A 24,589-nucleotide genomic window follows, 5' to 3' on the forward strand; every position below is an offset into this window, starting at 1 on the left:
GCCACATATTGGCCGTCTTTGTTTACGACCTTTGTCTTCGCTCCGGAAACGAAGGGGATGTCCAATGGAGCTTTGGAGACGGATATTGATGATAGGCGGAACCGTCAGCTGTGCGCTGGCGACCGGCTACTTCATGCAAAAAAGCGCCGAGCGGGACTATGCCTCCGAGGGTGCGACGCAATCCGCGTCCCTGCTGCCGTTCGAGGCAACCGGCGCGCAGCCGATCACGATCCCCGGGCTCAAGAAAGTGACCCTGACCTCGGTGCAATCCGAACAGTCCAAAAAGGTCACTGCGCCCGAAGAACCCGCACGGGCCGCGCCGGGTGCGGTCACGCGCGCCACTCACGTGAACTGCAAGGTCGAGGCAACGGCCGAGGCCGCGCCGATGGCCAGCGTCCGCCTTTCGGTCGAGGCCCCGTGTCACAAGGATCAGCGCGTCACCATCCATCACAACGGGCTCATGCTGACCGAGTCGATGGATGCCGATGGCCGGCTGGCCCTGACCATACCCGTGCTGTCCGAAAGGGCCGTCTTCATCGTGGCCTTCGATGACAACAAGGGCGCGGTCGCCTCGACGCTTGTTCAGGGCCTGCAGGCCTATGACCGGATCGCACTGCAATGGCGCGGAAAGACCCGGTTTCAGATCCACGCCCTGGAGTTTGGCGCAAGCTATGGCGAGGAAGGTCATGTATGGGCCGACCAAGGTGCCAAGGGCTTGGGCCAGGTCGTGCACCTTGGCAACGAGGACGTACCCGGCGCACAAATGGTCGAAATCTACTCCTTCCCGTCCCGATCCGTGGACAAGAGCGGCACCATCGAAGTGACGGTCGAGGCGGAAGTGACCGAGGCCAATTGCGGCCGGCCGGCAAACGCGCAATCCTTCATTCTGCGGGACAATGCGCTGCGCTCGCGCGATCTGGTGCTGCCGATGCCGGATTGTGCATCTGTCGGTGAATTTCTGGTGTTGAATAATCTGTTCCAAGACCTGAAAATCGCCGCCAGGTAGACGCAGGCAACATCAGGTTTCGCATGAACTGGCTCCGTGCGGCGGCAATCGCCGCACTTTCCGCTCTTGTCCCGATCGGTTCGGCCCTGGCGCAGGACATCACCCTGACATCGCGCGATGGCAAGGTTGAAATCTCGGGCACGTTTCTGAGCTTTGACGGCGAGTTCTATCGGGTGGACACGCAATTCGGCGAACTGACCGTGGACGGGTCGGGCGTGACTTGCGACGGCCCCGCTTGCCCGAATCTGACCGAGTACGTCGCCGAGATCACATTCGCCGGCTCCTCGACGATGGCCGAAGTCCTGCTGCCGGCGCTCGTCGAAGGATTTGCCCTGCGGCACGGGTTTCAGACCCGGCGCGAAACGCATGACGAACGGCACTTTGTCTACAGCCTTTACCAGACGCGCAGCTCGGCACCTCTGGCGCGGTTCACGTTTCGGGTCGGCAATACCGACGAGGGTTTCGCCGACCTTCTGGCGCATGAGGCGGATATCGTGATGGCCCTGCGCGAAATCCGGCCCGAAGAACGGCAGTTGTTGCACGAGGCCGGAATGGGTGACATGACCGAACCCAACCGCAGCCGCGTGCTGGCCCTGGACGCGATGGTTCCTGTAGTGTCGTCCGCAAACCCGGTTCAAACCATTTCTTTGCCGCAGCTTGCACAGGTTTTTGCCGGCCAGATCACCAACTGGGCGGATCTGGGCGGCCCGGACGCGCCTGTCGCGCTGCATCTGCCCCATTCCGGCTCCGGACTGTCGCAAGCCGTCGAGGACCGTTTGCTCAAGCCGGCCGGCCTGCCCGTTGCCGCCAATGTCACGCGCCATGGCCGAACCAGCCAGTTGGCGCGCGCCGTGGCGGCCGATCCCTTCGGGATCGGCATTGCCAGCTTTGCCGAGACAAGACCTGCGCGCGCGCTGACGCTCACCGGCGAGTGTGGGTTTTCCCTGTCGGCCTCGCGCTGGACCATCAAGACCGAGGATTATCCGCTGACCGCGCCGATGTTTCTGTACCTTCCGGCGCGGCGTCTGCCCAAGATTGCAAGGGATTTTCTGGTCTACAGCCGCAGCCCGGCCGCCCAGATCGTCATAAGGCGGGCGGGTTTCGTGGACCAGACTCCGGAGTTGATAGGGATCGGCGCTCAAGGAGACCGCCTGGCGAACGCCATCGCCTCGGCGGGCCAGGAGGTCGGTCTGGCCGAAATGCAGCGTCTGATCGCGACGTTGAAACCGATGGCACGCCTGACCACCTCGTTCCGTTTCGAGGCCGGGTCGGCGCGGCCAGATGCGCAATCCCGCTCGAACGTCTTGCAACTGGCCCGTGCTCTGGAAACCGGCGACTACGACGCCCGCCACCTGGCCTTTGTCGGATTCAGCGACGGCGAAGGTCCGGCCACCGGAAATGCAGCGATCGCCCGAAAACGCGCCGAAGCGGTCCGCGACGAAGTCCTGTCGGCTATCGAAACCGGTCTTCCCGACAGCGTCGAAATCAGTGTCGAAGGCTTTGGCGAGGCCCTGCCAATGGCCTGCGACGACAGCGACTGGGGCCGTCAGGTAAACCGCCGGGTCGAAGTATGGGTCCGCTGACCGGACCCGCAACTATTGGTCAAAGATAGCCTTCGGAACGAAAACTCAGTTCCGCCGATTTCCCGATGATCAGATGATCGTGCAGAGTCAGCCCCAGCGCGGAACAGGCGTTCTCGATCTGGCGGGTCATGTCGATGTCCGATTGCGACGGCGTGGGATCACCGGACGGGTGATTGTGCACCAGGATCAGCGCCGACGCATTCAACTCCAGGGCGCGCTTTGCAACCTCGCGCGGGTAGACCGGAACGTGATCGACCGTTCCCCGCGCCTGTTCTTCATCCGCGATCAGCACGTTCTTGCGGTCCAGGAAAAAGACCCGGAACTGCTCGGTCTCGCGGTGGGCCATGGTCGTATGGCAATAATCGAGCAGCGCATCCCAACTGGAGATCACATGGCGCTGCATGACTCTGGCCCGCGCCATGCGATGGGCGCACGCTTCGAGAATCTTCAGGTCGGTGATCACGCTTTCCCCGACGCCCTTGACCGCGCGCAACCTTTCGACCGGAGCGGTGAGTATGCGGTTGAAATCGCCGAACGTATCCATCAACCGCCGCGCCAAGGGTTTCACATCCTGGCGCGGGATCGCGCGGAACAGCACCAATTCCAGCAATTCGTAGTCCGGCATGGCCGCGGCACCGCCTGCCATGAACCTTTCGCGCAGTCGCTTGCGGTGATCCTTGATATACGAGGGCAACCGCCCCGAAGGCAGCGGCGCCGCAACCGCTTCGTCCGCATCAAAGAGCGTGGGAGCTTCGGAAAACGCATCGGATCTCATGCTCCGACCCTGCGGCCGAATCGGTTTCCGGGTGGTTAACGCCGCTCTCCGGCCATGCGGGCCGTCGCCTTGCGCATCGCGAAATGCAGCAACACCGAAAAGACGCCGAGAGTCAGCATGGCCGCAAACATCAGATCCGTCTTGGCTCGCCCGTTGGCCAGCAGCATCAGATACCCCAGACCCTGCGATGATCCGACCCATTCGCCAATCACCGCGCCGATCGGCGCATAGACCGCTGCCAGACGCAGGCCCGAGGCCAGCGATGGCAGCGCCGCAGGTATCCGGATGTGCCACAGGATCGCCCGCCGGTTGGCCTGCATGGTCTGGGCCAGATCCAGATAGCCCTGCGGCGTCCGCATCAAACCGTCAAAGAACGAGGACGTGACGGGAAAATAGATGATCAGCACCGCCATCGCGACCTTGGACCACAGCCCATAACCCAGCCAGAGCGTCAGGATCGGCGCCAGGGCGAATACCGGCAGGGCCTGAGTGAACACAAGCATCGGCTGCACCAAGGCCCGCGCGATCCGGGAAGTCGCCAGTTGCAGCGCGGTCGCGGCCCCCAGAAGGGCGCCTAGGGCCAAGCCGATCAGAACCTCTTGTGCGGTGATGATCGTGTGTTCCGCGATTACCCACCTGTTGTCCCACCAGGCTTCGGCGACAACAAATGGCCCGGGCAGGATGAACCGCGGCAATCCCGTCAGGCTGACGATCAGCTGCCACAGGCCGAGCGCGAATAGCGTTGCGCCGAGCGCGGCAAGGTATCTCATGCCACCTCCTCGCGCAGCAGACGCAACAACGCGCCCTGCGTCGCCAAGGTTTCAAGGTCGTCCACCTGGCGCGGGGGGCGGTGTGACGGAGGCTGACAACTCGTTAGCCCGTCATGGGACATCACCACGATGGAATGGCCCAAACGGGCGGCTTCGCCCGGATCGTGCGTTACCAGCAGAACCGTCCGCCCGTCGAGCAGTTCGACCGCCAGATCCTGCATGTCCGCGCGGGTTCGCGCATCGAGCGCCGAAAAGGGTTCGTCCAGCAGGATGACCGGTTTGTCCTCCATCAACGTCCGCGCCAGCGCAACGCGCTGCCGCTGGCCGCCGGAAAGCTCGTCGGGCTTCTTGCTGGCATGTTCGGTCAGACGCACCCTGGCCAAAAGGTGGTCCAGACGGGACTCATCCGTCCTTTCCCCACGCAAGCGCGCGCCGAGGGCGATGTTTCGGCGGACGCTCGCCCAAGGCAGCAACAGATCGTCCTGTGCCATGTAGGCCACGCGCGGGATCACCTGCGCCCCGTCGCTTGCCGTCACCGTTCCAACGAACTCCGCCCCGGTCTGAAGACCGGCAATCAGCCGAAGAACAGTGGATTTTCCGACACCCGAACCCCCAAGCAGGCAGGTCCAGCGCCCGGCTTCCAAAGACAACGACAGCGGCGCAAAGAGCGGTGCGCCGTCGATGGTGGCATGGCCCTGGACAGTGATGCCGGGTGCGGATGTCACGGAGTCAGGCCCATCTGCCAGAACTGCACTTCCAACGCCGTAGCCGTCCGAAAGGTCGCGCAGAGGCGCGGCCAGCGCGGCGAAACCGCGAACTCGGTCCCGATCCGGCGCGTCAGAGCCGCATCGAGCATCTCGCCCACGGCCCGGCAAGCAGACTGGTAGTCCTCCCCGGCATAGGTCTTGATCCAGTCGCGATATGTGTCTGAAGTTGCCTCACCTGCCAAGCGAACGCCGATTTCGCCATAGCCCATCACGCAGGGCGCCAAGGCGCAAAGCAGGTCCAGCAGATCGCCACTGTACCCCGCCTCCAGCACATATCGCGTGTAGGCAAGGTTTTCCGGCCTTTCGGGAGTTGCGAACAGCTCGTCGCGGGGTATCCCCGCTGCTTCGCAGATCGCGATATGCAGCTTCATTTCCTCGCTGACAAGGCCGTTCACGGTGCGTGCCGCCGCCAGCATTTCCTCATGCGTTTCGGATTTCACCACCGCCAGAGCCCAGGCCCGCGAGAAGTGGGTCAGGAAAACGTAGTCCTGCCGAAGGTAATGCAGGAACGCCGCGCGCGGCAGCGTTCCATCCTTCATGCCCTCGACGAAGGCATGATGGGTATAGTCCCGCCACGCCGCGCCCGTCGTCGCACGCAACAGGCCGAACGCCCGGCCATAGCCCGCCACCGGATCGCTCGGCCGTTCAAAGCGTGCGGCTTGGTCCAGAGTGTTCATTTCGCGGTCACATCCACGGCGATGGCCCCAACCGGATTTATGCTGTCGATCAGGCCAGCGTCCTTGAGAAACGTCTCGAACCGGGCATAGCGGCCCGCGTCAAAAGCAGCGGGACGCAGCGCAAAGCGCGACAGGGTATCGGTCCAGGCGCGTTTGTTCAGCTCATCCTGCAACTCGGTCGAGGTTGCGGCGAAGATCTCCCAGCTTTCGACCGGGTGATTGACGATGAACTGTGTGGCCTTTTCGGTGGCGGCGAGAAAGCGGGCGATCTTGTCGGCATCCATGGTTTCCGGATTCGCGACATAGATCAGTTCGTCATAGGGCGGTACGCCTTCTTCCTCGATGTAGAAGCAGCGGCCTGGAACACCTTCGATATCCATCTGGTTCAACTCGAAGTTCCGGAATGCGCCGATCACCGCGTCCACCTGGCCCGACATCAGCGCCGGCGACAGGGAGAAGTTGACGTTGATCATCTCGATATCGTCCAGCGAAATGCCGTGCGCACCCAGCATCGCGGTCAGAATCGCCTCTTCTACACCGGCGACCGAGAATCCGATCTTCTTGCCCTTGAGATCCGCCAAGGTCTTGATCGGACCGTCCTTGAGAACCAGCAGGCAATTGAGCGGCGTCGCCACAAGCGTCCCCACCCGTTTCAGAGGCAGGCCTTCATGGATCTGAAGATGCAGCTGCGGCTGATAGGACACCGCCAGATCCGCCTGACCCGCGGCCACCAGACGCGGCGGTGCTGAAGGGTCGGCGGGTGGCACGATTTCGATCTCGAGCCCCTGTTCGTCGAAATACCCGTTCTGCTCCGCGATGATGATGGGGCCGTGATCCGGGTTGATGAACCAGTCCAGCAGCAGGGTCATCTTGTCGGTGGCCATGGCCGGCGTTGCAGCCAGCAAGGCCAGTGCAATAAATAGTTTCTTCATGAGTCGCGTTTCCTTCTGGTCATGCCGTTGCGGCCGCGACGAGAACGATCTCGCCCGGCCAGGTTTCCTGAATTTTCTCTGCCGTTCTCCACGCCCGCAAACCGGAGGCGCAGCACAGTACAAGCCGGGTGCCGGTATCGGGCAGCGGATCGGGAAGTTGCCCGGACGCAATCCGGCGGGCGCGCGGGTGGAACGGCACCGGCGCTTCTTCCGCGTCGCGCAACTCGAATATGGCGTCCGCGTCGCACAGTTGAGACCGCGCGGCAAACGCAAACCCGCGCTCAGGCTCCGGCGCCGAATCAAAGCGAAAACTGTTGCTGTGCAGGGACTTGGCATCGAAGCGCACCACTTGCCCCAGCGGGCTCGGATTAAGCCCCAGCAACACGCCCAGCGCCATCTGCGCCTGTAGCGCACCGATCATTGACACGACCGGTCCCAAAACGCCTGCCGATGCACAGCTGGCCATGCTGGCAGGCGCATCCGGAAATACCGCGCGCAGCGAAGGGGCCGTTCCGCAGAACCCGCCCACATATCCCGACAGCCCCAGCACCGAGGCGCTGATCAGCGGTCTGCCCTGCGCAAGGCAGGTATCGCTGAGCAGATAGCTCGCCGCATAACTGTCGGCACAGTCCAGTACGAGATCCGCCTCGCGCACGAGCACCGGAGCGTTTTCCGGGTTCAGAAGCTGAACGCACGCTTCTGCGGTGACATCCGCGTTGATCGCACGGCACCGCGCCGCAGCCGTGATCGCCTTGGGCCGGCCGCAGTCCTGCTCGGTGAACAGGGTTTGACGGTGCAGATTCGAAAGCTCGACCGTATCCCCATCGACAATCGTCAGATGCCCGATGCCGGCCCCCGCCAGCAGCGGAAGAACCGGCGCGGCCAATCCGCCCGCGCCCACGACCAGAACCCGCGCAGCCGCAAGCCGCGCCTGGCCTTGAGGGCCTACCTCGGGCAGGATCATCTGACGGGCATAGCGGGTCATCGCGTCAGCCCGATCCATTGCCGCACACGCCGTTCGGGGTCGGTATTCAGAGTGATGTCGGTGACGACCGAAACGACATCCGCCCCCGCCGCGAAGACCTCCGGCGCGCGCGCGACACTCATGCCGCCAATCGCCACCAGTGGAACCGAACCGATGCGCCGCTTCCATTCGGTCACGCGGGGCAGGCCCTGTTGGTGCCATTTCATCTTCTTCAGGATGGTCGGATAGACCGGACCAAGCGCCACATAGTCCGGATCCAGCGCCAGGGCACGCTCCAACTCGTCGTCGTCATGGGTCGAAACACCCAGTTTCAGACCCGCTTTCCGGATTGCCGGGATGTCCGCGGCGTCCAGATCTTCCTGACCAAGGTGTACCCACTCCACCCCTGAATCGATGGCCGCCTGCCAATGGTCGTTGACGACAAGCACCGCACCATGCTGCCTACACAGGTCGCGCGAGGCGGTGACATGCGCGCGAATGACCGCCGCAGGCTGCTCCTTGATCCGCAATTGCACGAGCTTCACGCCCAAGGGCAGCATCCGGCGCAGCCAGTCCGGATGGTCGAATATGGGATAGAATCTGTCCAGCGTCATGACAGGAACGCCTTTCCGATGACCGGCGTCGATGGCGCCGCCATGTCGCGCGCCTCGATCGGGTCGGCCTGATGCGCCGCTTTTCCTGCCTCGACGGCCAAGGCCATGGCCCGGGCCATTCCGACCGGGTCACCGGCGCGGGCCACGGCGGTGTTGAGCAGCACCGCGTCAAAGCCCAGTTCCATCGCGCGCGCCGCATGGCTGGGCAAGCCGATCCCGGCATCGACGACCAGCGGGACATCCGGAAAAGCGGCGCGCAGGGCTCGCAGGGCATATTCGTTGATCAACCCGCGTCCCGAGCCAATGGGAGCGCCCCAGGGCATGAGCACTTCGCAGCCGGCCGCCAGCAGTCGTTCGGCTACGATCAGATCTTCGGTCGTGTAGGGAAAAACCTGGAAGCCGTCATTGGACAGGATCCGGGCAGCCTCGACCAACTGAAAGACGTCGGGTTGCAGGCTGTCGGTATGTCCGATGAGTTCCAGCTTGATCCACGGCGTATCGAACACCTCGCGCGCCATATGCGCGGTGGTCACGGCCTCTTTGACCGTGTGGCATCCGGCGGTGTTGGGCAGGACGCGGACTCCCAGATCGCGGATCATGGACCAAAACGCCTGTCCTGAGCCGCCCGCCCCTTCACGTCGCAGCGAAACCGTGGCGACACTCGCGCCGCTTTGGCGGAACGCCTGCTCCAGAATGGCCGGACTGGGATATTGCGCTGTTCCCAGCATTAGCGGGTTGGACAGTTCGACGCCATAGAATGTCCGCATCCTCATCCCCCCTGCATCGGCGCCAGAACCTCGACCCGGTCGCCGTCCTGCAAACGATGACCGCCGCGCAGTGGCACCGGAATGAACGTTTCATTGACGGCGGTTGCGACCCGGCCCGACATTCCGCATTCCTCCAGAAGTTCGGACAGAGTCCCGGCCCGCACGTCGCGGGTTTCGCCGTTAAGCACGATCTTCATCGACCATCTCCGAATGTTTGCCGTCCAGCGCCAGGTCGGCGACATCGCGTGCCAGAGCCGGAGCCAACAGATAGCCGTGGCGATAGAGGCCATTGGCGTAGATCGTCCGTCCCAGGCGGCGGACCCGCGGCAGGTTGTCGGGAAAGGCGGGCCGCAGATCGACGCCGGTTTCCAGTATCTCGGCCTCACCGAAGGCCGGGTTCAGCGCATAGGCCGCGCTCAGCAGTTCGAGCAGCGACCGGGCGGTGATGCGGCTGCTGTCCTCGGCCTCGATCATGGTCGCGCCCAGCATGTAGATGCCATTGCCGCGCGGCACGACATATAGCGGTATTCGCGGATGCAACAGGCGCACCGGGCGTGTCAGGTGGACATCAGGACAGCGGATGACCAGCATCTCGCCCTTGACGCCGCGCAGGTCGCGCAGGAGGTCGCGGGCGTGAAATCCCCGGCAGTCGATGGCGTTTTCCAGGTTCCGCGGCGCGGGCCGGCCATGGAAGGCCACGCCGTTCTCGGTCAGACGGCGATGCAGATCCCCAAGCGCCTTGCGTGGATCCAGATGCGCCTCGTTCGGAAAAAACAGCCCCTTGGTGAATCGCGCCAGATCCGGCTCCAATTCGGCTATTTCTTCGGACTCGACCTCCCGATACGCTTCGGTCCTGCGGGCGAAACGGCGAAGATCGGGCAGGTCGCGCGTCATAGCAACGACCAGCGTGCCACGGCGCATGACCCGTGTCTTGTCCGCCCACCAGTCGATGGCCTGTTGGCCGAGGCGCAAAACCGGCTCTTCGGCGTTCTCGTATTCGCACCAGGGGGCCAGCATTCCACCCGCCCACCAGGAACAGCCATGCGGACCCGGGCGACCGCCGGGGTCGTACAGATCGACCTGCGCGCCGCGTGACACCAGTTCGGTTGCGACCGCCAGCCCGGCAACGCCCGCGCCTATGACCGAAAACTTTGTCATGAGGACCAGACCCTGTGGAAGTGGTGAACCGGTCCGTGGCCGCGCCCGATGGCCAAGAGATCGGCCCGCGCGATGGCACCTTGCAAGTATTCGTGCGCTTCGGCCACGGCGTCGCCGAGGGTCAGTCCTTTCGCCAGTCCTGCGGCAATGGCGGATGACAGGGTACAGCCGGTACCGTGGGTGTTCCTGGTGTTCTGTCGGGGTGCTTTGAATTCGGCGGGCGCGTCGCCGGTCACGAGCAGATCGTGGCAGGTATCGCCATTGCCGTGGCCGCCCTTCATGAGGACCGCACCGGCCCCGAGACCCCGCAGCGCCTGACCCTGCCCTGCCATCTCGGCGGGCGTTCGTGCCGCGGCGCAGTTCAACAGGCGCGCGGCCTCGGGCAGGTTCGGTGTGAGCACCGTCGCCCGCGGCAGCAGAACCTCGCGCAGGGTCTGGACCGCCTCCTCAGCCAACAGGGCATCGCCGGACTTTGCGATCATGACGGGATCGAGCACGATCGGCCCGCGGAATCCTGCAATCCCTTCGGCAACTGCATGAATGATCTCGGGCGACGCCAGCATTCCGATCTTGATCGCCCGCACGTCCAGATCGGACAGCACTGCATCGATCTGCGCCCGGATCACGTTCACCGGAATGCCATGAACCGCCGTCACCGCCTGGGTGTTCTGCGCGGTCACGGCGGTGATGACGCTCGCGCCAAAGACGCCCAGCGCCGACATCGCCTTGAGATCGGCCTGAATGCCGGCGCCACCGCCACTGTCGGACCCGGCAATTGTCAGGGCGATAGGTGCCATTCGGTTGCTCCGTCGTATGGGCAACGCGGCTTGGAAAACGTCTGTTTGCGATGAGACCGTTCCCTCCGCCGGTATTGCCCGGATCAGGTTCGATGGGTTGACGCGACAGCGCCTCTCAGCCCCAGACGGGGCACCCCAACGGTAGGAGCAACAATCTCAGGTGAGGCGCCGGGAATCAAGGGGCAATCGCGTCGCACATGTGGCCAAACGGGACGGTTTGATAGGTCCAAAAAAGGCCGGCCCACATGGCCGGCCTGTATCTGTATTCGGGATCTTCTAACCTTTCATCCCGTCCCAAAACGACTTGACGGACGAAAAGAAGCTTTTGGACTCGGGGTTGTTGTCCTCACTCAAATCCTCGAATTCGCGCAGCAGTTCCTTTTGCCGGCTGGTCAGGTTGACCGGCGTTTCCACCGCCAACTCGATGAACATGTCCCCGACGCCGCCGCCGCGCAGGGCAGGCATCCCCTTACCGCGCAACCGCATCTGCCGGCCGGACTGGCTCCCGGCCGGGATCTGCACGCGGCCGCGGCCGCCGTCGATCGTCGGAACCTCGATGGCGCCACCCAGGGCCGCCTTGGCCATGCTGACGGGAACACGGCAATAGAGGTTCAAGCCGTCCCTCTCGAACAGCTGGTGCGGCGCAACCTCGACAAAGATGTAGAGATCGCCGGGCGGACCGCCGCGCATACCGGCCTCGCCTTCGCCGGCAAGACGGATGCGGGTGCCAGTTTCCACCCCGGCCGGGATGTTGACCGACAATGCCCGGTCCTTTTCCACACGGCCCTGACCGTGGCAGGACTTGCAGGGGTTCTTGATGATCTGACCCATGCCCGAACAGGTCGGGCAGGTTCGCTCGACGGTGAAGAACCCTTGTTGCGCGCGCACCTTTCCCATGCCCGAACAGGTCGGACAGGTTGCAGGTTCGACCCCGCTTTCCGCGCCGGTGCCGTTGCAGGCGGAACAGGCCACCGCCGTCGGGACGTTTATGGTCTTTTGCAGCCCGGAATAGGCTTCTTCCAGCGTCACCCGCAGATTGTAGCGCAGGTCCGAGCCCCGCGCCGCTCGGCGTCCGCCGCCACCGCGGCTGCCCATGAAGTCGCCGAAAAGATCGTCGAACACATCCGAAAAGGCGCTGGAAAAGTCGCCCGAACCGAAGCCGCCACCTGGACGCGCACCGCTGCCGCCCATGCCGTTCTCGAACGCGGCATGGCCAAAGCGGTCATAGGCGGCCTTTTTTTCGGCGTCCTTCAGAACGTCGTAGGCTTCGTTTGCCTCTTTGAATTGTGCTTCGGCGTTCGGATTGTCCTTGTTCCGATCCGGGTGAAGCTCTTTGGCCTTCTTGCGAAAGGCTTTCTTGATCTCGTCCGCAGAAGCGCCCTTGGACACGCCGAGCACATCATAGTAGTCGCGTTTTGACATCGGTTTTTCCTTCTGCCTCAACGAATGCGGGCCGGCCCGGCAACCGGACCGGCCCGCCTTGGCCCGGTTCACCCGTTATTTGCGCTTGTCGTCATCCAGATCCTCGAACTCTGCGTCGACAATGTCATCCGCATCCGGACCAGCATCCGCCGCAGCCGGCTCATCCTCGGACTCCTCCATCTGAGACTTGTAGATGGCCTCGCCCAGCTTCATGGCGGCCTCGGTCACGTTCTGGATGCCGGACTTGATCTTGTCGGCATTGTCCGACTCGATCTCGTCCTTCAGAGCGGCAATGGCGAGTTCGATGGCCTCGATGGTGGCCGGATCGACCTTGTCGCCATGCTCTTCCATCGACTTTTCGGTCGAGTGGATGAGGCTTTCGGCCTGGTTCTTGGCTTCGACCAGCTCCTTGCGCTTCTTGTCGGCTTCGGCGTTCTCTTCGGCGTCCTTGACCATCTTCTCGATGTCTTCTTCCGACAGACCGCCCGAGGCCTGGATGGTGATCTTCTGTTCCTTGCCGGTGCCCTTGTCCTTGGCCGAAACCGAGACAATGCCGTTGGCATCGATGTCGAAAGTCACTTCGATCTGCGGCATGCCGCGCGGGGCCGGCGGGATGTCTTCAAGGTTGAACTGCCCCAGGATCTTGTTGTCCGCGGCCATTTCACGCTCACCCTGGAACACCCGGATGGTCACGGCGTTCTGGTTGTCCTCGGCGGTCGAGAACACCTGGCTCTTCTTCGTCGGGATCGTGGTGTTGCGGTCGATCAGGCGAGTGAACACGCCACCCAGGGTTTCGATGCCCAGGCTCAGCGGAGTCACGTCCAGCAGAACCACGTCCTTGACGTCGCCCTGCAGAACACCGGCCTGGATGGCGGCACCCATGGCCACCACTTCATCCGGGTTCACGCCCTTGTGCGGCTCCTTGCCGAAGAACTTGGTCACCTCTTCGATGACCTTGGGCATCCGGGTCATACCGCCGACCAGAACCACCTCGTCCACGTCGCTGGCCGAGATGCCGGCGTCTTTCAGAGCGGCCTGGCACGGCTTCAGCGACTTCTTGATCAGGTCGCCCACCAGCGATTCCAGCTTGGCGCGGGTCAGCTTCATGACCATGTGGAGCGGCTGGCCGTTTGCGCCCATCGAGATGAACGGCTGGTTGATCTCGGTCTGCGAAGTCGAGCTGAGCTCGATCTTGGCTTTTTCTGCGGCTTCCTTCAGGCGCTGCAGCGCCATCTTGTCCTGGCTCAGGTCGACGCCGTGTTCCTTTTTGAACTCTTCCGCCAGGTAGTTGACGATGCGCATGTCAAAGTCTTCACCACCCAGGAAGGTGTCGCCGTTGGTCGATTTGACCTCGAACAGGCCGTCGTCGATTTCCAGGATGGTCACGTCAAAGGTACCGCCGCCAAGGTCATAGACCGCAATGGTCTGCGACTCTTTCTTGTCCAGGCCATAGGCCAGCGCCGCGGCGGTCGGTTCGTTGATGATCCGCAGCACTTCCAGACCGGCGATCTTGCCGGCATCCTTGGTGGCCTGACGCTGGGCGTCGTTGAAATAGGCCGGAACAGTGATGACGGCCTGCGTGACTTCCTCACCCAGATAGGATTCCGCGGTTTCCTTCATCTTGCCGAGCGTGAAGGCGGAAATCTGACTTGGGGAGTACTTTTCACCGCGGGCTTCGACCCACGCGTCGCCGTTGCCGCCGTCGATGATGGCATAGGGCACCATCTTCTTGTCTTTCGCGACCTCCGGGTCGTCATAGCGACGGCCGATCAGGCGTTTCACACCGAAAATCGTATTGTCGGGGTTCGTGACCGCCTGGCGCTTCGCCGGCTGACCGACCAGTCGCTCATCTTCGGTGAAGGCGACGATCGAGGGCGTGGTCCGCGCCCCTTCCGAATTTTCGATGACCTTGGGCTGCGAGCCGTCCATGATGGCCACGCACGAGTTGGTTGTGCCCAGGTCAATGCCGATTACTTTTCCCATTCTTCGATCCCTTTCTCTTCAAGGCGATGTCCCGAGACCTGAACCCGTTTCGGCATCCCGGCCCCGATCTGTGGTGCGCGACGGCTCTGTACCGTCTCGCGTCCCGGCGTATATAAGGGCCGAACATGTGGCCTGCAAGCTTGGAGAATTGCAGGTTTTCGGGATTTTCGGGCCTTTTTCGGAAAGGAAATGGCAAGAAACGGGGCGCCATCCATGGCTCGGCTGAATTTGCGCGGATTCGACATACGAAAAGGATATCTCGATTCCGCCGCGCAGGAGCGTCTGGTCGAAGCTCTGCGGCCCGTATTGCGGGCGGCGCCGCTTTTTCGCCCGACCACGCCGACGGGCAAGGCGATGTCCGTGCGCATGACCTCCGCGGGGCAACTGGGCTGGGTGTCGGACAAGGCGGGATACCGGTATCAGGACAAGCACCCCAACGGGTCGGCGTGGCCCGCAATTCCCGAGGAGATCCTGGCGATCTGGACGGCCGTGACGGGGGTTGCGCGCCTGCCCGACTGCTGCCTGATCAATCACTATGGCGAAGGCGCGCGCATGGGCCTGCATCAGGACAGGGACGAGGCCGACTTTTCCTGGCCTGTTGCGTCGATCTCGCTCGGTGACGACGCGCTGTTTCGTATCGGCAATAGCACGCGCGGGGGAAAGACCGAGTCGATTTGGCTGAACTCCGGTGATGTCGTGGTCATGGGTGGGCCTGCGCGACTCACATACCATGGCATCGACCGGATACGTTTCGGGTCGTCCAGGTTGTTGCCGAAAGGAGGACGGCTGAACCTGACCCTGCGCGTGGCGACGTGAGGATGCCCTCGCCTATCGGCGGGCGAACCAGCTGGCCGAGACGTGGCGGCGAGAATAGAACTCGCCCATAAGCCCCAGCATGACCAGGACGATACCGACCCAGAGGGCGTATTCCCAACTGCTGTTGCGTGGAAAGTAATTCTGGAACACGAAGCCCCGGCATTGGTCGATAGCGTGAAACAAGGGGTTCCAGTCGAATATCGCCAGCATCGTCGGCGGCAGGGAATTCGCGACGAACATCTTGCCTGAAGCGATCATGTTCGCGCGCTGATAAACGGTGGTCATGACGCCGACCGCCGCGGGCGCCCAGGGTTTCAGAGACAGAAACACGAGGCCGACGCCGCAGCCCGTGAACCAGGCCAGGATCAGCATTGCAAATGCGCCGGCGGGATCCGCGATCTCGATCGGCTTGTAGGCCATGTGGTACACGAACAGGATGATGAACAACGTCAGCAACTGGGTATAGAGCGCGCCGAACGCCGCCGAGGCGATGGCCACCAACGTGTTCATGGGTGCGTGTTTCATGATGGCACTGCTGGCCCCATCGGCATTGGCCACGGCCGAAACTGCCTTGATATGACACATGAACAGGAAGATTCCCGACATGATGAAGAGGAGAAAGTCGCCACGCAGGGCCAGGCGCTTGACCCCAAGAAGGGTGAACATGCCATAAAAAACAAGCACAAACACCATGGCTTGCAGCACGTTCAGCCCAAGAGCGGCAAAGGCATTGTTGTGCTTGGACCGCACTTCACGGACGACTCCGTGAAAGACGAGCTCGGCCATGGTGAACGCGCCGCCCAGCAGGGTCTTGTTCTGTCTGTAGCGAAACACGATGCCGCCTTTTCTGCTCCAACGCCGGAATACTGGCAAGGAAATCTTGCCGTTCCGTTTTTCACACAGCATAAGTTCGCCGTCATTGCAGATCAACAAATCACAGGATCGGAGCTTTTTTGTGACCTATGACGACCTCATCCCAGTGATCCGGCGCCTGGCGCTCGAAGCCGGCGACCGGATCATGGAAATCTATGACGCCGACGATTTCGACGTGAAGGTCAAGTCCGACGCCAGCCCGGTGACCGAGGCGGACGAAGCCGCGGATGCTCTGATTTCCTCGGGGTTGCGCGAGGCTTTTCCCGACGCATTGCTCGTCACCGAGGAGCAGGCGGCGTCGCATCGGCTGACGGGCGACACGTTTCTGATCGTGGATCCGCTGGACGGCACCAAGGAATTCATCAACCGGCGCGGCGATTTCACCGTCAACATCGCGTTCGTCGAGAACGGCGTTCCGACCCGTGGAGTCGTGTACGCTCCCGCCAAGCGGCGGATGTTCTACACTCTGGCAGATGGCAGGTCGGTCGAGGAAACCGGCGCGCTGGACAAGCAATCGCCTGGGCACGTCGCACCGATTTCCGTCTCCAAGCCGGACAATTCGGCGCTCATGGTCGTCGCGTCCAAGTCGCACAGGGATCAGGCGACGGACGACTACATCGGTAAGTACCAGGTTCGCGACAGCCGCAGCGCAGGGTCATCGCTCAAGTTCTGTCTGGTCGCGACAGGAGAGGCGGACCTGTATCCCCGCCTCGGGCGGACGATGGAATGGGACACCGCGGCCGGCCATGCGGTTCTGACCGGCGCGGGCGGCAACGTCATCCGCTTTGACGACCACAAACCGCTGACCTATGGCAAGCAAGGTTATGCCAACCCCTTCTTCATCGCCTACGCGCCGGGCGTCGATCTGAAAGAGGCGTGATGTCGGTTCTGATCGCCATACCCGCCCGCTACGCTTCGACCCGCTATCCCGGCAAACCTCTGGTGGCGTTGACTGGCGCCAGCGGCAAATCCATGACTCTGATCGAACGGTCGTGGCGCGCTGCCAAGGCCGTCGCGGGCGTCGACCGGGTCGTGGTGGCGACCGATGACGACCGGATTCGCGCGGTATCCGAAGATTTCGGAGCCGAGGTAGTGATGACGTCATCCGACTGCGCAAACGGGACCGAACGCTGCGCCGAGGCGCATGCCGCGCTGGGCGGAAGTTACGAGATCGTCGTGAACCTTCAGGGCGACGCTCCCCTGACCCCGCACTGGTTCATCGAAGATCTCGTGACCGGTTTGCGCGGCGCGCCTCAGGCCGGAGTTGCCACGCCTGTCTTGCGCTGCGATGGCGGCGCGCTCAACGGCTTGCTCAACGACCGCAGGAACGGACGTGTGGGCGGCACGACCGCCGTGTTCGCCGCCGACCGCAGTGCGCTCTATTTCTCCAAGGAAGTGATCCCGTATACGAATGCAACCTACGGCGACGCGGAAGCCACGCCGGTATTCCACCATGTCGGCGTCTATGCCTATCGCCCGAATGCGCTGGCGGCCTATCCGACCTGGCCTACCGGACCGCTGGAGCGCCTTGAAGGCCTGGAACAACTGCGCTTCATGGAGAACGGGCGCAAGGTGCTCTGCGTCGAGGTCGAGGCCCGGGGGCGTCAGTTCTGGGAGTTGAACAATCCCCAGGACGTGCCGAAAATCGAGGAGATGCTGGCCGCGATGGGGCTCGATTGAACCCGGGCGCGCATCGAGTGGATCGAACACAAAGGCAAGAGCAGATCGAAGATGAGCAACATTCTCGTGACCGGAGGCGCCGGATATATCGGATCTCATGCATGCAAGGCCCTAGCCAAGGCCGGTCATACACCCGTCACCTATGACAACTTGATCACCGGCTGGCGCGATGCCGTGAAATTCGGCCCGTTCGAACAGGGCGATCTGCTGGACCGTCGGCAGCTGGACGCGGTTTTCGCAAAATACGAACCTGCCGCCGTCATGCATTTCGCCGCTCTCAGCCAGGTCGGCGAAGCCATGTCGGAACCCGGCAAATACTGGCGGAACAACGTAGCGGGTTCACTGACCCTGATCGAGGCGGCGGTGGCCGCGGGATGTTTGAACTTCGTCTTTTCTTCGACCTGCGCCACCTATGGTGAGCACGACAATGTCGTCCTTGATGAAGACACCCCACAACGACCCCTGAACGCCTATGGCGCCTCCAAACGCGCGATCGAAGAGATTCTGCGCGACTTCGAGGCGGCGCATGGCCTCCGGCACGTGATATTCCGCTATTTCAACGTGGCCGGGGCCGACCCCGACTCCGAAGTGGGAGAGTTTCACCGCCCGGAAACCCATCTCGTGCCGTTGATGCTGGACGCCATCGACGGCAAACGCGCCGCGCTGACCGTCAACGGCACCGATTACGACACGCCGGACGGCACCTGCATCCGCGACTACGTCCATGTCTGCGACCTGGTGGATGCCCATGTGCTTGGCCTGAACTGGCTGGAGCAGGGAAAGGGGAGCCGAGTCTTCAATCTCGGCACCGGATCCGGATTTTCCGTGATGGAGGTCATCCGGCACTCCAGATCCGTCACCAACCGGGACGTGCCATATACGGTGGGTCCGCGCCGCCCCGGCGATTGCACCAAGTTGGTGTCCGGTTCGGTCAGAGCCCGGAACGAACTGGGTTGGAACCCCGAACGCTCGACGTTGAAGACGATGATCGCGGATGCCTGGCGCTGGCATCAGAATGGGCATTACGAGCAGTGAGCATGGCATGACCGCTGCGCAATCGACAGACGATCGACCCGGTTTGATCGACGCTTATCGCTTGCGCTGGAAACGGCGGCGGCTTCTGTGGCGCGCCTTCCGCAGCCGCCATCAGCTGCGCCCGCTTCAAGACCGCACCGCCGGCATCCGACCATCGGACATCCTGGCCGTGACGACCTTGCGCAACGAGGCGACCCGCCTGCCCTGGTTTCTCAAGCATTACCGAAAGCTTGGTGTCGATCACTTTCTGATGGTCGACAATGACAGCGACGATGGTTCGCGTGAATTCCTGGCCGATCAGCCGGATGTTTCCCTGTGGCGAACTCCGGCCAGCTACCGTGGCGCGCGGTTCGGCCTCGACTGGATGACTTGGTTGCAGATGCGCCATGGGCATCGGCACTGGACGCTGATGGTCGATGCGGACGAGCTGCTGATATATGCCCATCACGAAACCCGCTCCTTGCGCGATCTGACCGCGTGGCTGGAGGCGTTGGGCCGCGATGCCTTTGGCGCGCATCTGCTGGATCTTTACCCCAAGGGCGCCCTGAGCCGGCGGCAATATCAGCCCGGAACCGATCCGACGGAAGTTCTCGACTGGTTCGATCCCGGCCCTTATCGCGCCCAGCGCCAGCATCCGATGGGCAACCTGTGGGTCCAGGGCGGACTGCGCGAACGGGTGTTCTTTGCATCGGAGCCGCGCCGCTCGCCCACGCTGAACAAGATCCCCCTGGTGCGCTGGTCACGGCGCTACGCTTACGTGAACTCCTGCCATTCCGCCCTGCCGCCCCGGTTGAACCGCACCTACGATGGACCCGGCGGCGATGCCCCGTCGGGCGTTTTGCTGCATACCAAGTTTCTGCCCGAGATCGTCGAAAGGTCGGCCATCGAAAAACGGCGCGGCGAGCACTTCCACAGCCCGGAGCTGTTCGGAAACTACTACGACGCCATCGCGGATGATCCCGACCTGTGGACACCCTCATCGGTACAACTTTCGGGCTGGCGGCAACTGGAACGGCTGGGCCTGATGTCTTCCGGCGGATGGTAGCGGCAGCCGCGATTTTGAAAATCGGTCGTGTCCGAAATGCCAGATCAGACATAACCATTTATAAATTCGTTGGTCACAAGAACGAAAAGGTGACATAACACGGCAAATGCCCGCTACAACTCAGGTGATAGCCGATACCGGGCATGCTCGCGTTTATGAGGTCTGGACGAGCGCGTGAGCTTATTGGACTCATACCGGATGCGATTGCGGCGCAAGCGCCGTGTTTTGCGCTGCCTGCGCAAGTCCCGCGAACTTTCGGCCGTGCAGGACAACACATCCCGCATCCGTCGCGGCGACATCCTGTTGACCAGCACCGTGCGGAACGAGAGAATCCGCCTCCCCTACTTCCTGAAATATTACCGAAACCTTGGCGTCGATCATTTCTTGTTCATCGACAACGGCAGCGACGACGGCACGCGGGAGTTCCTGTCGGGCCAGCCCGACATATCGGTCTGGCACACCTCCAGCAGCTACAAGCGGGCCACCTTCGGCATCGACTGGACGAACTACCTGTTGCGGGCCCACGCGCAGGGCCATTGGGTGCTGACCGTCGATCCGGATGAGTTCTTCATCTATCCCTTTTGCGACTCGAGGCCGATCCGCGCCCTCACCGACTGGCTGGACAGCAGCGCGATCCGCAGTTTCAGCGCGATGCTGATCGACGTCTATCCCAAGGGGCCAATCGACGAGGAACCCTATCGCGAAGGCCAGAACCCTCTGGACATCGCCAATTGGTTCGACCCGGGCAATTACACGATCTCGCGAAACCCGACATACGGAAACCTGTGGATACAGGGTGGTCCGCGCAGCCGCGTGTTCTTTGCCGACAATCCGAAAAAGGCCCCGGCGCTGAACAAGATTCCGCTGGTCAAGTGGACCCGGCGATATGTCTATGTCAGTTCGACCCATTCGCTTCTGCCGCGCGGGTTGAACCAGGTCTATGACGAATGGGGAGGCGAAAAGGCGAGCGGCGCGCTGCTTCATGCCAAGCTGATCGACACCTTCGGCGCCAAGGCGCAGGAAGAATTGCAGCGCGGCCAGCACTACGCCGCGTCGGCGGAATACAGAACCTATGCCAAGAAGATGCGGGAGCAGCCGGCATTCTGGTGCAAGGGCTCGGAGAAGTTCATCAACTGGCGACAGCTTGAGATTCTGGGTCTGATGTCCAAGGGGAACTGGGCATGAGCTCGCTCGGGATCGTCATGTTGGTTCACGCCGACCTGAACCGGGCCGAACAGATCGCTCGCCACTGGACGGCTTCGGGCTGCCCGGTCGTCATCCACGTTGACGCCAAGGTTCCCTCGCGCGTCTGTTCCGCGTTTCGCGAGGCTTGCGCGGACGATGCGCTAATCTCCTTTTCCAGGCGGCACGTGTGCGAGTGGGGCACCTGGGGAATCGTTGCCGCCTCGCAATCCGCCTCGGAACTCATGCTGGAACGGCATCCCGATGTTCGGCACGTATACCTTGCCTCCGGTGCCTGTCTGCCGTTGCGTCCGGTCGCCGACCTGATCGACTACCTCGCCGCGCGGCCCAGGACCGACTTCATCGAAAGCGCCACGACGGCGGACGTGCCCTGGACCGTGGGGGGGCTGGAACATGAACGCTTCACGCTCCATTTCCCGTTTTCCTGGAAAAAGCGGCGGCGGTTGTTCGATGCCTATGTCCGGTTGCAGCGCACCCTGGGCGTCCGGCGCAAGATTCCTGACGATCTGATTCCGCATATGGGCAGCCAGTGGTGGTGCCTGACCCGCCAGACCCTGTCGGCGATCCTCCAGGATCCGCGGCGCAAGGTCTATGACCGCTACTTCCGCCGGGTCTGGATACCGGACGAGAGCTATTTTCAAACCCTTGCAAGAGTCTATTCCTCGAATATCGAAAGCCGGTCTTTGACGCTGTCCAAATTCGATCACCAGGGAAAGCCGCACGTATTCTACGACGATCACCTACAGTTGCTGCGCCGATCCGACTGTTTTGTCGCGCGCAAGATCTGGCCCCACGCCGACCGTCTGTATCAAGCCTTCCTGACGGATCGGAGCGATGCCCTGAAACCGTCCGAACCGAACCCTGGAAAGATCGACCGGGTTTTCGTCAAGGCCGTGGAACGCCGGACACGGGGCCGCAGCGGCCTTTACATGCAAAGCCGCTTTCCCCGTGCAAACCACGAAAACGGGCTGACCGCGCATCCCTATTCCGTCTTCCAGGGGTTTTCCGAACTATTCGTGGATTTCGAAACCTGGCTGGCCAAGGTCACAGGGACGCGGGTGCATGGGCACCTCTTCGACCCCGATCGCGTGCACTTCGCCGGTGGAGAAACGGTGTTCAACGGCGCCCTCACGGACAACGCCACGCTGCGCGACTACAACCCGACGGCCTTTCTGACCAACCTCATCTGGAACACCCGGGGCGAGTACCAGTGTTTTCAGTACGGACCCCAGGACAACCAAGCCGTCGGTCCGTTCATGGCGCGCGACAAGAATGCGCGAATATCGGTGATCTCGGGCGCGTGGGCGGTGCCCCTGTTCAATTCCAACCGCAACTTCGAGGACATCCGCAAGACCTCCGCGCACCTGCAGAAAGTCGAAAGCGAACAGATAAAGCGCCTTCGCTACAGCGACACCAAGGCCAGGGTGCGGATCTGGACGATGGCGGAATTCGTCGAGGCGCCGATGGAGCCGTTGCAGACCCTGATTGACGAAATCGGACATGCCAATCCGCGCCACCTGTCCGAGGCGCCCACCATGACCGACCTCACGGGTTTTGGGCAATTCCTGCAGAACCTGAAGAACCAGGGCATGCATCCCTATCTGATGGGCGATTTCCCGGTCGAAGCCCATCCAACGCCGTCCGCCAAACACAAGAAGAAACCCTATCTGGTGCAGTGATCCGGCATGACCGCGACGTTCGACTATTTCATCGTGTTCGCCGAAATGCGAACCGGCTCCAACTTTCTCGAAGCCAATCTGAACGCGCTCGATGGCGTCGCCTGCTTTGGAGAGGCATTCAACCCGCATTTCATCGGCTACCCGAACCGGGAGGATCTTTTGGGCATCACGCAGGACATGCGCGACGAAGATCCAACGCGGCTGATCCAAGCCATCCGGTCTGAACCCGGTGTTCTGGGCGGTTTTCGCTACTTCCACGACCACGATCCGCGGATTCCGGACATCGCGCTGCCCGACCCGCGCTGCGCCAAAATCGTTCTCACCCGAAACCCGCTGGACAGCTACATCTCGTGGAAGATCGCCCGCGAAACCGGGCAATGGAAACTCACGAACCCCAAGCGAAGGAAAGATGCCAGGGCCGAGTTCGACGCGGACGAGTTCCAAGGCTATGTCAACGAGTTGCAGGGGTTTCAGGTGTTCCTGCTGAACAGCTTGCAGCGCAGCGGACAAACCGCGTTCTATCTGGCCTATGAAGACCTGCAAGACCTCCAAGCGATCAACGGTCTGGCCAGGTGGTTGGGCATTCCGACGCAGCTGGAGTCCTTGGATCAGAGCCTGAAACCCCAGAACCCCGGACCGGTCGCCGCCAAGGTCGCCAATCCCTCGGAAATGCAGAAGGCGCTGGCCGAGATCGACCTGTTCAACCTGACCCGGACGCCGAATTTCGAGCCGCGGCGCGGGCCGGCGGTTCCGAGCTATGTCGGTGGCGCTGCAACACCCTTGATGTACCTGCCGATCAAGGGAGGTCCGGAGCAAGAAGTCACAAGGTGGCTCGCGGATCTGGACGGCGTGGCGCCGGCGGACCTGACAACCGGCCTGAATCAACGCGGCCTGCGCCAGTGGATGCGGGCCAATCCGCGACATCGCCGCTTCACGGTGCTGCGCCACCCGCTGGCCCGGGCTCATCGCGCGTTCTGCGATCACATCCTACCCACCGGGCCGGGAAGCTATACCCATATCCGAAATACGCTGCGCCGGCACTTCAAGGTGCCGATCCCGGCCGATGGCCCGGGCGCGCGGTACACTCTGGACCGGCATCGCGCGGCGTTCGAGTGGTTTCTGCGCTTCCTCAGGATGAATCTGGCCGGGCAGACGGCGCTGCGTGTGGACGGCAGCTGGTGCACGCAATCCAGCATTCTCGCCGGGTTCGCCAATGTCGCCCCGGTCGACCATGTTCTGCGCGAAGACGAACTGGCCCGGGCGTTGCCCGAGCTGGCGCGCGCCGTGGGCCACAAAACCCCGCCGCCCTTGCCGCAGCCTGCGGATGACACGCCATTCGCCCTGGCCGAAATCCATGACGACGAATTGGAGGCATTGGCCGCCGAAGTCTATCACCGCGATTTCCTGATGTTCGGCTTCGAAGCCTGGAAGGACGAACCCGGACGCGAAATCCTGTCCTGAGCGGGCAGATCAGGGCCGCAGGGTGATGACCGTCCCGTCCTTGACCATGGAATAGATTTCCTCGATCTCGTCGTTCTTGACCGCGATGCATCCGGCGGTCCAGTCGTCGGTCCTGCGCGCGCGCCGCCGCTCGCGCCGGAGGTTGGGTTGGCCGTGGATAAAGATGTCTCCGCCGGGATTCACCCCGGCAGCCTTGGCGGCCGCGATGTCCTCCTTGTCGGGGTAGGATATTCCGAGCGACAAGTGATAGCGGCTTCGGGGATTGCGGCGGTCGATCAGATAGGTGCCCTCGGGCGTCCGGCCATCGCCTTTCTGCGACTTGTCCCCATCCGGGGCAAAGCCGAGATCGACCTTGTATTCCTTGAGAACCTTGTCGTGGTGCAAGAGGTACAACCTGCGCGTGCCCTTGTTGACGACAAGCGACGTGACTTCGGGTCCGTGGTAAGGACGGATTCTTGGCGCTGTGGAGCAAGCGGATAGGCTCAACATTGCCAATGCTCCCAGCCCGAACGCTCGACGGTTCATGATGCTCACTGCCTGTTGCCTGTTTTGTCCCCCATTATGCCAGAAAACGCGAAATCC

25 protein-coding genes and 1 riboswitch are annotated in these 24,589 nt (G+C 62.5%); of the genes, 10 read left to right on the plus strand and 15 right to left on the minus strand.

Annotation, left to right across the window (positions count from 1 at the left end):
- The first annotated feature begins 88 nt into the window (after window positions 1–88).
- Complete coding sequence (locus AC2FNJ_RS09050; protein ID WP_496763901.1) at window positions 89–1,006, plus strand: hypothetical protein; 918 nt, start codon at window positions 89–91, stop codon at window positions 1,004–1,006.
- Between the two features lie 23 nt (window positions 1,007–1,029).
- Window positions 1,030–2,589, plus strand: a complete 1,560-nt coding sequence (locus AC2FNJ_RS09055) for a substrate-binding domain-containing protein (RefSeq protein WP_496763902.1) — start codon at window positions 1,030–1,032, stop codon at window positions 2,587–2,589.
- A gap of 19 nt (window positions 2,590–2,608) precedes the next feature.
- On the opposite strand, the gene radC is transcribed toward AC2FNJ_RS09055, so the two are convergent.
- The 13 genes from radC to dnaK form a co-directional block, all read right to left on the minus strand.
- On the minus strand, window positions 2,609–3,364 hold the full coding sequence (gene radC / locus AC2FNJ_RS09060; RefSeq protein ID WP_496763903.1) for a RadC family protein: 756 nt from the start codon (window positions 3,362–3,364) through the stop codon (window positions 2,609–2,611).
- Window positions 3,365–3,399: 35 nt separating this feature from the next.
- Window positions 3,400–4,134, minus strand: coding sequence for an ABC transporter permease (locus tag AC2FNJ_RS09065; protein WP_496763904.1), 735 nt, complete (start codon window positions 4,132–4,134; stop codon window positions 3,400–3,402).
- Window positions 4,131–4,859, minus strand: a complete 729-nt coding sequence (locus AC2FNJ_RS09070) for an ABC transporter ATP-binding protein (RefSeq protein WP_496763905.1) — start codon at window positions 4,857–4,859, stop codon at window positions 4,131–4,133. The genes AC2FNJ_RS09065 and AC2FNJ_RS09070 overlap by 4 nt, the downstream gene beginning before the upstream one ends.
- Entirely contained in the window at window positions 4,856–5,578 is a 723-nt protein-coding gene (gene tenA, locus AC2FNJ_RS09075) for a thiaminase II (RefSeq protein ID WP_496763906.1), read from the minus strand. Before tenA ends, AC2FNJ_RS09070 begins: the two co-directional genes overlap by 4 nt.
- Window positions 5,575–6,510: an ABC transporter substrate-binding protein gene (locus tag AC2FNJ_RS09080; protein ID WP_496763907.1), complete on the minus strand. Its 936-nt coding sequence runs from the start codon at window positions 6,508–6,510 to the stop codon at window positions 5,575–5,577. The genes tenA and AC2FNJ_RS09080 overlap by 4 nt, the downstream gene beginning before the upstream one ends.
- Window positions 6,511–6,529: 19 nt before the next feature.
- Window positions 6,530–7,495 (minus strand): HesA/MoeB/ThiF family protein, encoded by a 966-nt coding sequence (locus AC2FNJ_RS09085; RefSeq protein ID WP_496763954.1) that lies wholly within the window; start codon window positions 7,493–7,495, stop codon window positions 6,530–6,532.
- Window positions 7,492–8,088, minus strand: coding sequence for a thiamine phosphate synthase (locus AC2FNJ_RS09090; protein ID WP_496763908.1), 597 nt, complete (start codon window positions 8,086–8,088; stop codon window positions 7,492–7,494). The genes AC2FNJ_RS09085 and AC2FNJ_RS09090 overlap by 4 nt, the downstream gene beginning before the upstream one ends.
- Window positions 8,085–8,855: a thiazole synthase gene (locus tag AC2FNJ_RS09095; RefSeq protein ID WP_496763909.1), complete on the minus strand. Its 771-nt coding sequence runs from the start codon at window positions 8,853–8,855 to the stop codon at window positions 8,085–8,087. The genes AC2FNJ_RS09090 and AC2FNJ_RS09095 overlap by 4 nt, the downstream gene beginning before the upstream one ends.
- A gap of 2 nt (window positions 8,856–8,857) precedes the next feature.
- Window positions 8,858–9,052, minus strand: a complete 195-nt coding sequence (gene thiS / locus AC2FNJ_RS09100) for a sulfur carrier protein ThiS (protein WP_496763910.1) — start codon at window positions 9,050–9,052, stop codon at window positions 8,858–8,860.
- Window positions 9,036–10,013: an FAD-dependent oxidoreductase gene (locus tag AC2FNJ_RS09105; RefSeq protein ID WP_496763911.1), complete on the minus strand. Its 978-nt coding sequence runs from the start codon at window positions 10,011–10,013 to the stop codon at window positions 9,036–9,038. The genes thiS and AC2FNJ_RS09105 overlap by 17 nt, the downstream gene beginning before the upstream one ends.
- A complete protein-coding gene (thiD, locus tag AC2FNJ_RS09110; RefSeq protein WP_496763912.1) occupies window positions 10,010–10,810 on the minus strand; it encodes a bifunctional hydroxymethylpyrimidine kinase/phosphomethylpyrimidine kinase in 801 nt (266 codons plus the stop codon). Before thiD ends, AC2FNJ_RS09105 begins: the two co-directional genes overlap by 4 nt.
- 43 nt (window positions 10,811–10,853) lie before the next feature.
- Window positions 10,854–10,958, minus strand: a riboswitch (TPP riboswitch).
- A gap of 128 nt (window positions 10,959–11,086) precedes the next feature.
- Entirely contained in the window at window positions 11,087–12,232 is a 1,146-nt protein-coding gene (gene dnaJ / locus AC2FNJ_RS09115) for a molecular chaperone DnaJ (RefSeq protein ID WP_496763913.1), read from the minus strand.
- 75 nt (window positions 12,233–12,307) lie between these two features.
- A complete protein-coding gene (gene dnaK, locus AC2FNJ_RS09120) occupies window positions 12,308–14,215 on the minus strand; it encodes a molecular chaperone DnaK (RefSeq protein ID WP_496763914.1) in 1,908 nt (635 codons plus the stop codon).
- 213 nt (window positions 14,216–14,428) lie between these two features.
- On the opposite strand from dnaK, the gene AC2FNJ_RS09125 reads away from it, so the two are divergent.
- The gene (locus AC2FNJ_RS09125) at window positions 14,429–15,031 is read left to right on the plus strand and encodes an alpha-ketoglutarate-dependent dioxygenase AlkB family protein (RefSeq protein ID WP_496763915.1); all 603 of its coding nucleotides are present in this window, start codon (window positions 14,429–14,431) and stop codon (window positions 15,029–15,031) included.
- A 12-nt stretch (window positions 15,032–15,043) separates the two neighbouring features.
- On the opposite strand, the gene AC2FNJ_RS09130 is transcribed toward AC2FNJ_RS09125, so the two are convergent.
- Window positions 15,044–15,865: an ABC transporter permease gene (locus AC2FNJ_RS09130; RefSeq protein WP_496763916.1), complete on the minus strand. Its 822-nt coding sequence runs from the start codon at window positions 15,863–15,865 to the stop codon at window positions 15,044–15,046.
- A gap of 121 nt (window positions 15,866–15,986) precedes the next feature.
- On the opposite strand from AC2FNJ_RS09130, the gene cysQ reads away from it, so the two are divergent.
- The 7 genes from cysQ to AC2FNJ_RS09165 all read left to right on the plus strand — a co-directional run bounded on the left by cysQ (window position 15,987) and on the right by AC2FNJ_RS09165 (window position 24,007).
- Window positions 15,987–16,784 (plus strand): 3'(2'),5'-bisphosphate nucleotidase CysQ, encoded by a 798-nt coding sequence (gene cysQ / locus AC2FNJ_RS09135; RefSeq protein WP_496763917.1) that lies wholly within the window; start codon window positions 15,987–15,989, stop codon window positions 16,782–16,784.
- Complete coding sequence (locus tag AC2FNJ_RS09140; protein ID WP_496763918.1) at window positions 16,784–17,584, plus strand: 3-deoxy-manno-octulosonate cytidylyltransferase; 801 nt, start codon at window positions 16,784–16,786, stop codon at window positions 17,582–17,584. Before cysQ ends, AC2FNJ_RS09140 begins: the two co-directional genes overlap by 1 nt.
- Before the next feature lie 51 nt (window positions 17,585–17,635).
- The gene (galE, locus tag AC2FNJ_RS09145) at window positions 17,636–18,619 is read left to right on the plus strand and encodes a UDP-glucose 4-epimerase GalE (RefSeq protein ID WP_496763919.1); all 984 of its coding nucleotides are present in this window, start codon (window positions 17,636–17,638) and stop codon (window positions 18,617–18,619) included.
- A 7-nt stretch (window positions 18,620–18,626) separates the two neighbouring features.
- Window positions 18,627–19,664: a glycosyltransferase family 2 protein gene (locus AC2FNJ_RS09150; protein WP_496763920.1), complete on the plus strand. Its 1,038-nt coding sequence runs from the start codon at window positions 18,627–18,629 to the stop codon at window positions 19,662–19,664.
- A 198-nt stretch (window positions 19,665–19,862) separates the two neighbouring features.
- On the plus strand, window positions 19,863–20,849 hold the full coding sequence (locus AC2FNJ_RS09155) for a glycosyltransferase family 2 protein (protein WP_496763955.1): 987 nt from the start codon (window positions 19,863–19,865) through the stop codon (window positions 20,847–20,849).
- A complete protein-coding gene (locus AC2FNJ_RS09160; protein WP_496763921.1) occupies window positions 20,846–22,546 on the plus strand; it encodes a DUF5927 domain-containing protein in 1,701 nt (566 codons plus the stop codon). Before AC2FNJ_RS09155 ends, AC2FNJ_RS09160 begins: the two co-directional genes overlap by 4 nt.
- Window positions 22,547–22,552: 6 nt before the next feature.
- Entirely contained in the window at window positions 22,553–24,007 is a 1,455-nt protein-coding gene (locus tag AC2FNJ_RS09165) for a nodulation protein NodH (protein WP_496763922.1), read from the plus strand.
- 9 nt (window positions 24,008–24,016) lie between these two features.
- Here the strand turns inward: AC2FNJ_RS09165 and AC2FNJ_RS09170 are convergent, their stop codons facing one another.
- Entirely contained in the window at window positions 24,017–24,532 is a 516-nt protein-coding gene (locus AC2FNJ_RS09170) for a L,D-transpeptidase family protein (protein WP_496763923.1), read from the minus strand.
- Window positions 24,533–24,589: the final 57 nt, after the last annotated feature.

The sequence above is a fragment of the Ruegeria sp. BHSB196 genome (assembly GCF_059613135.1).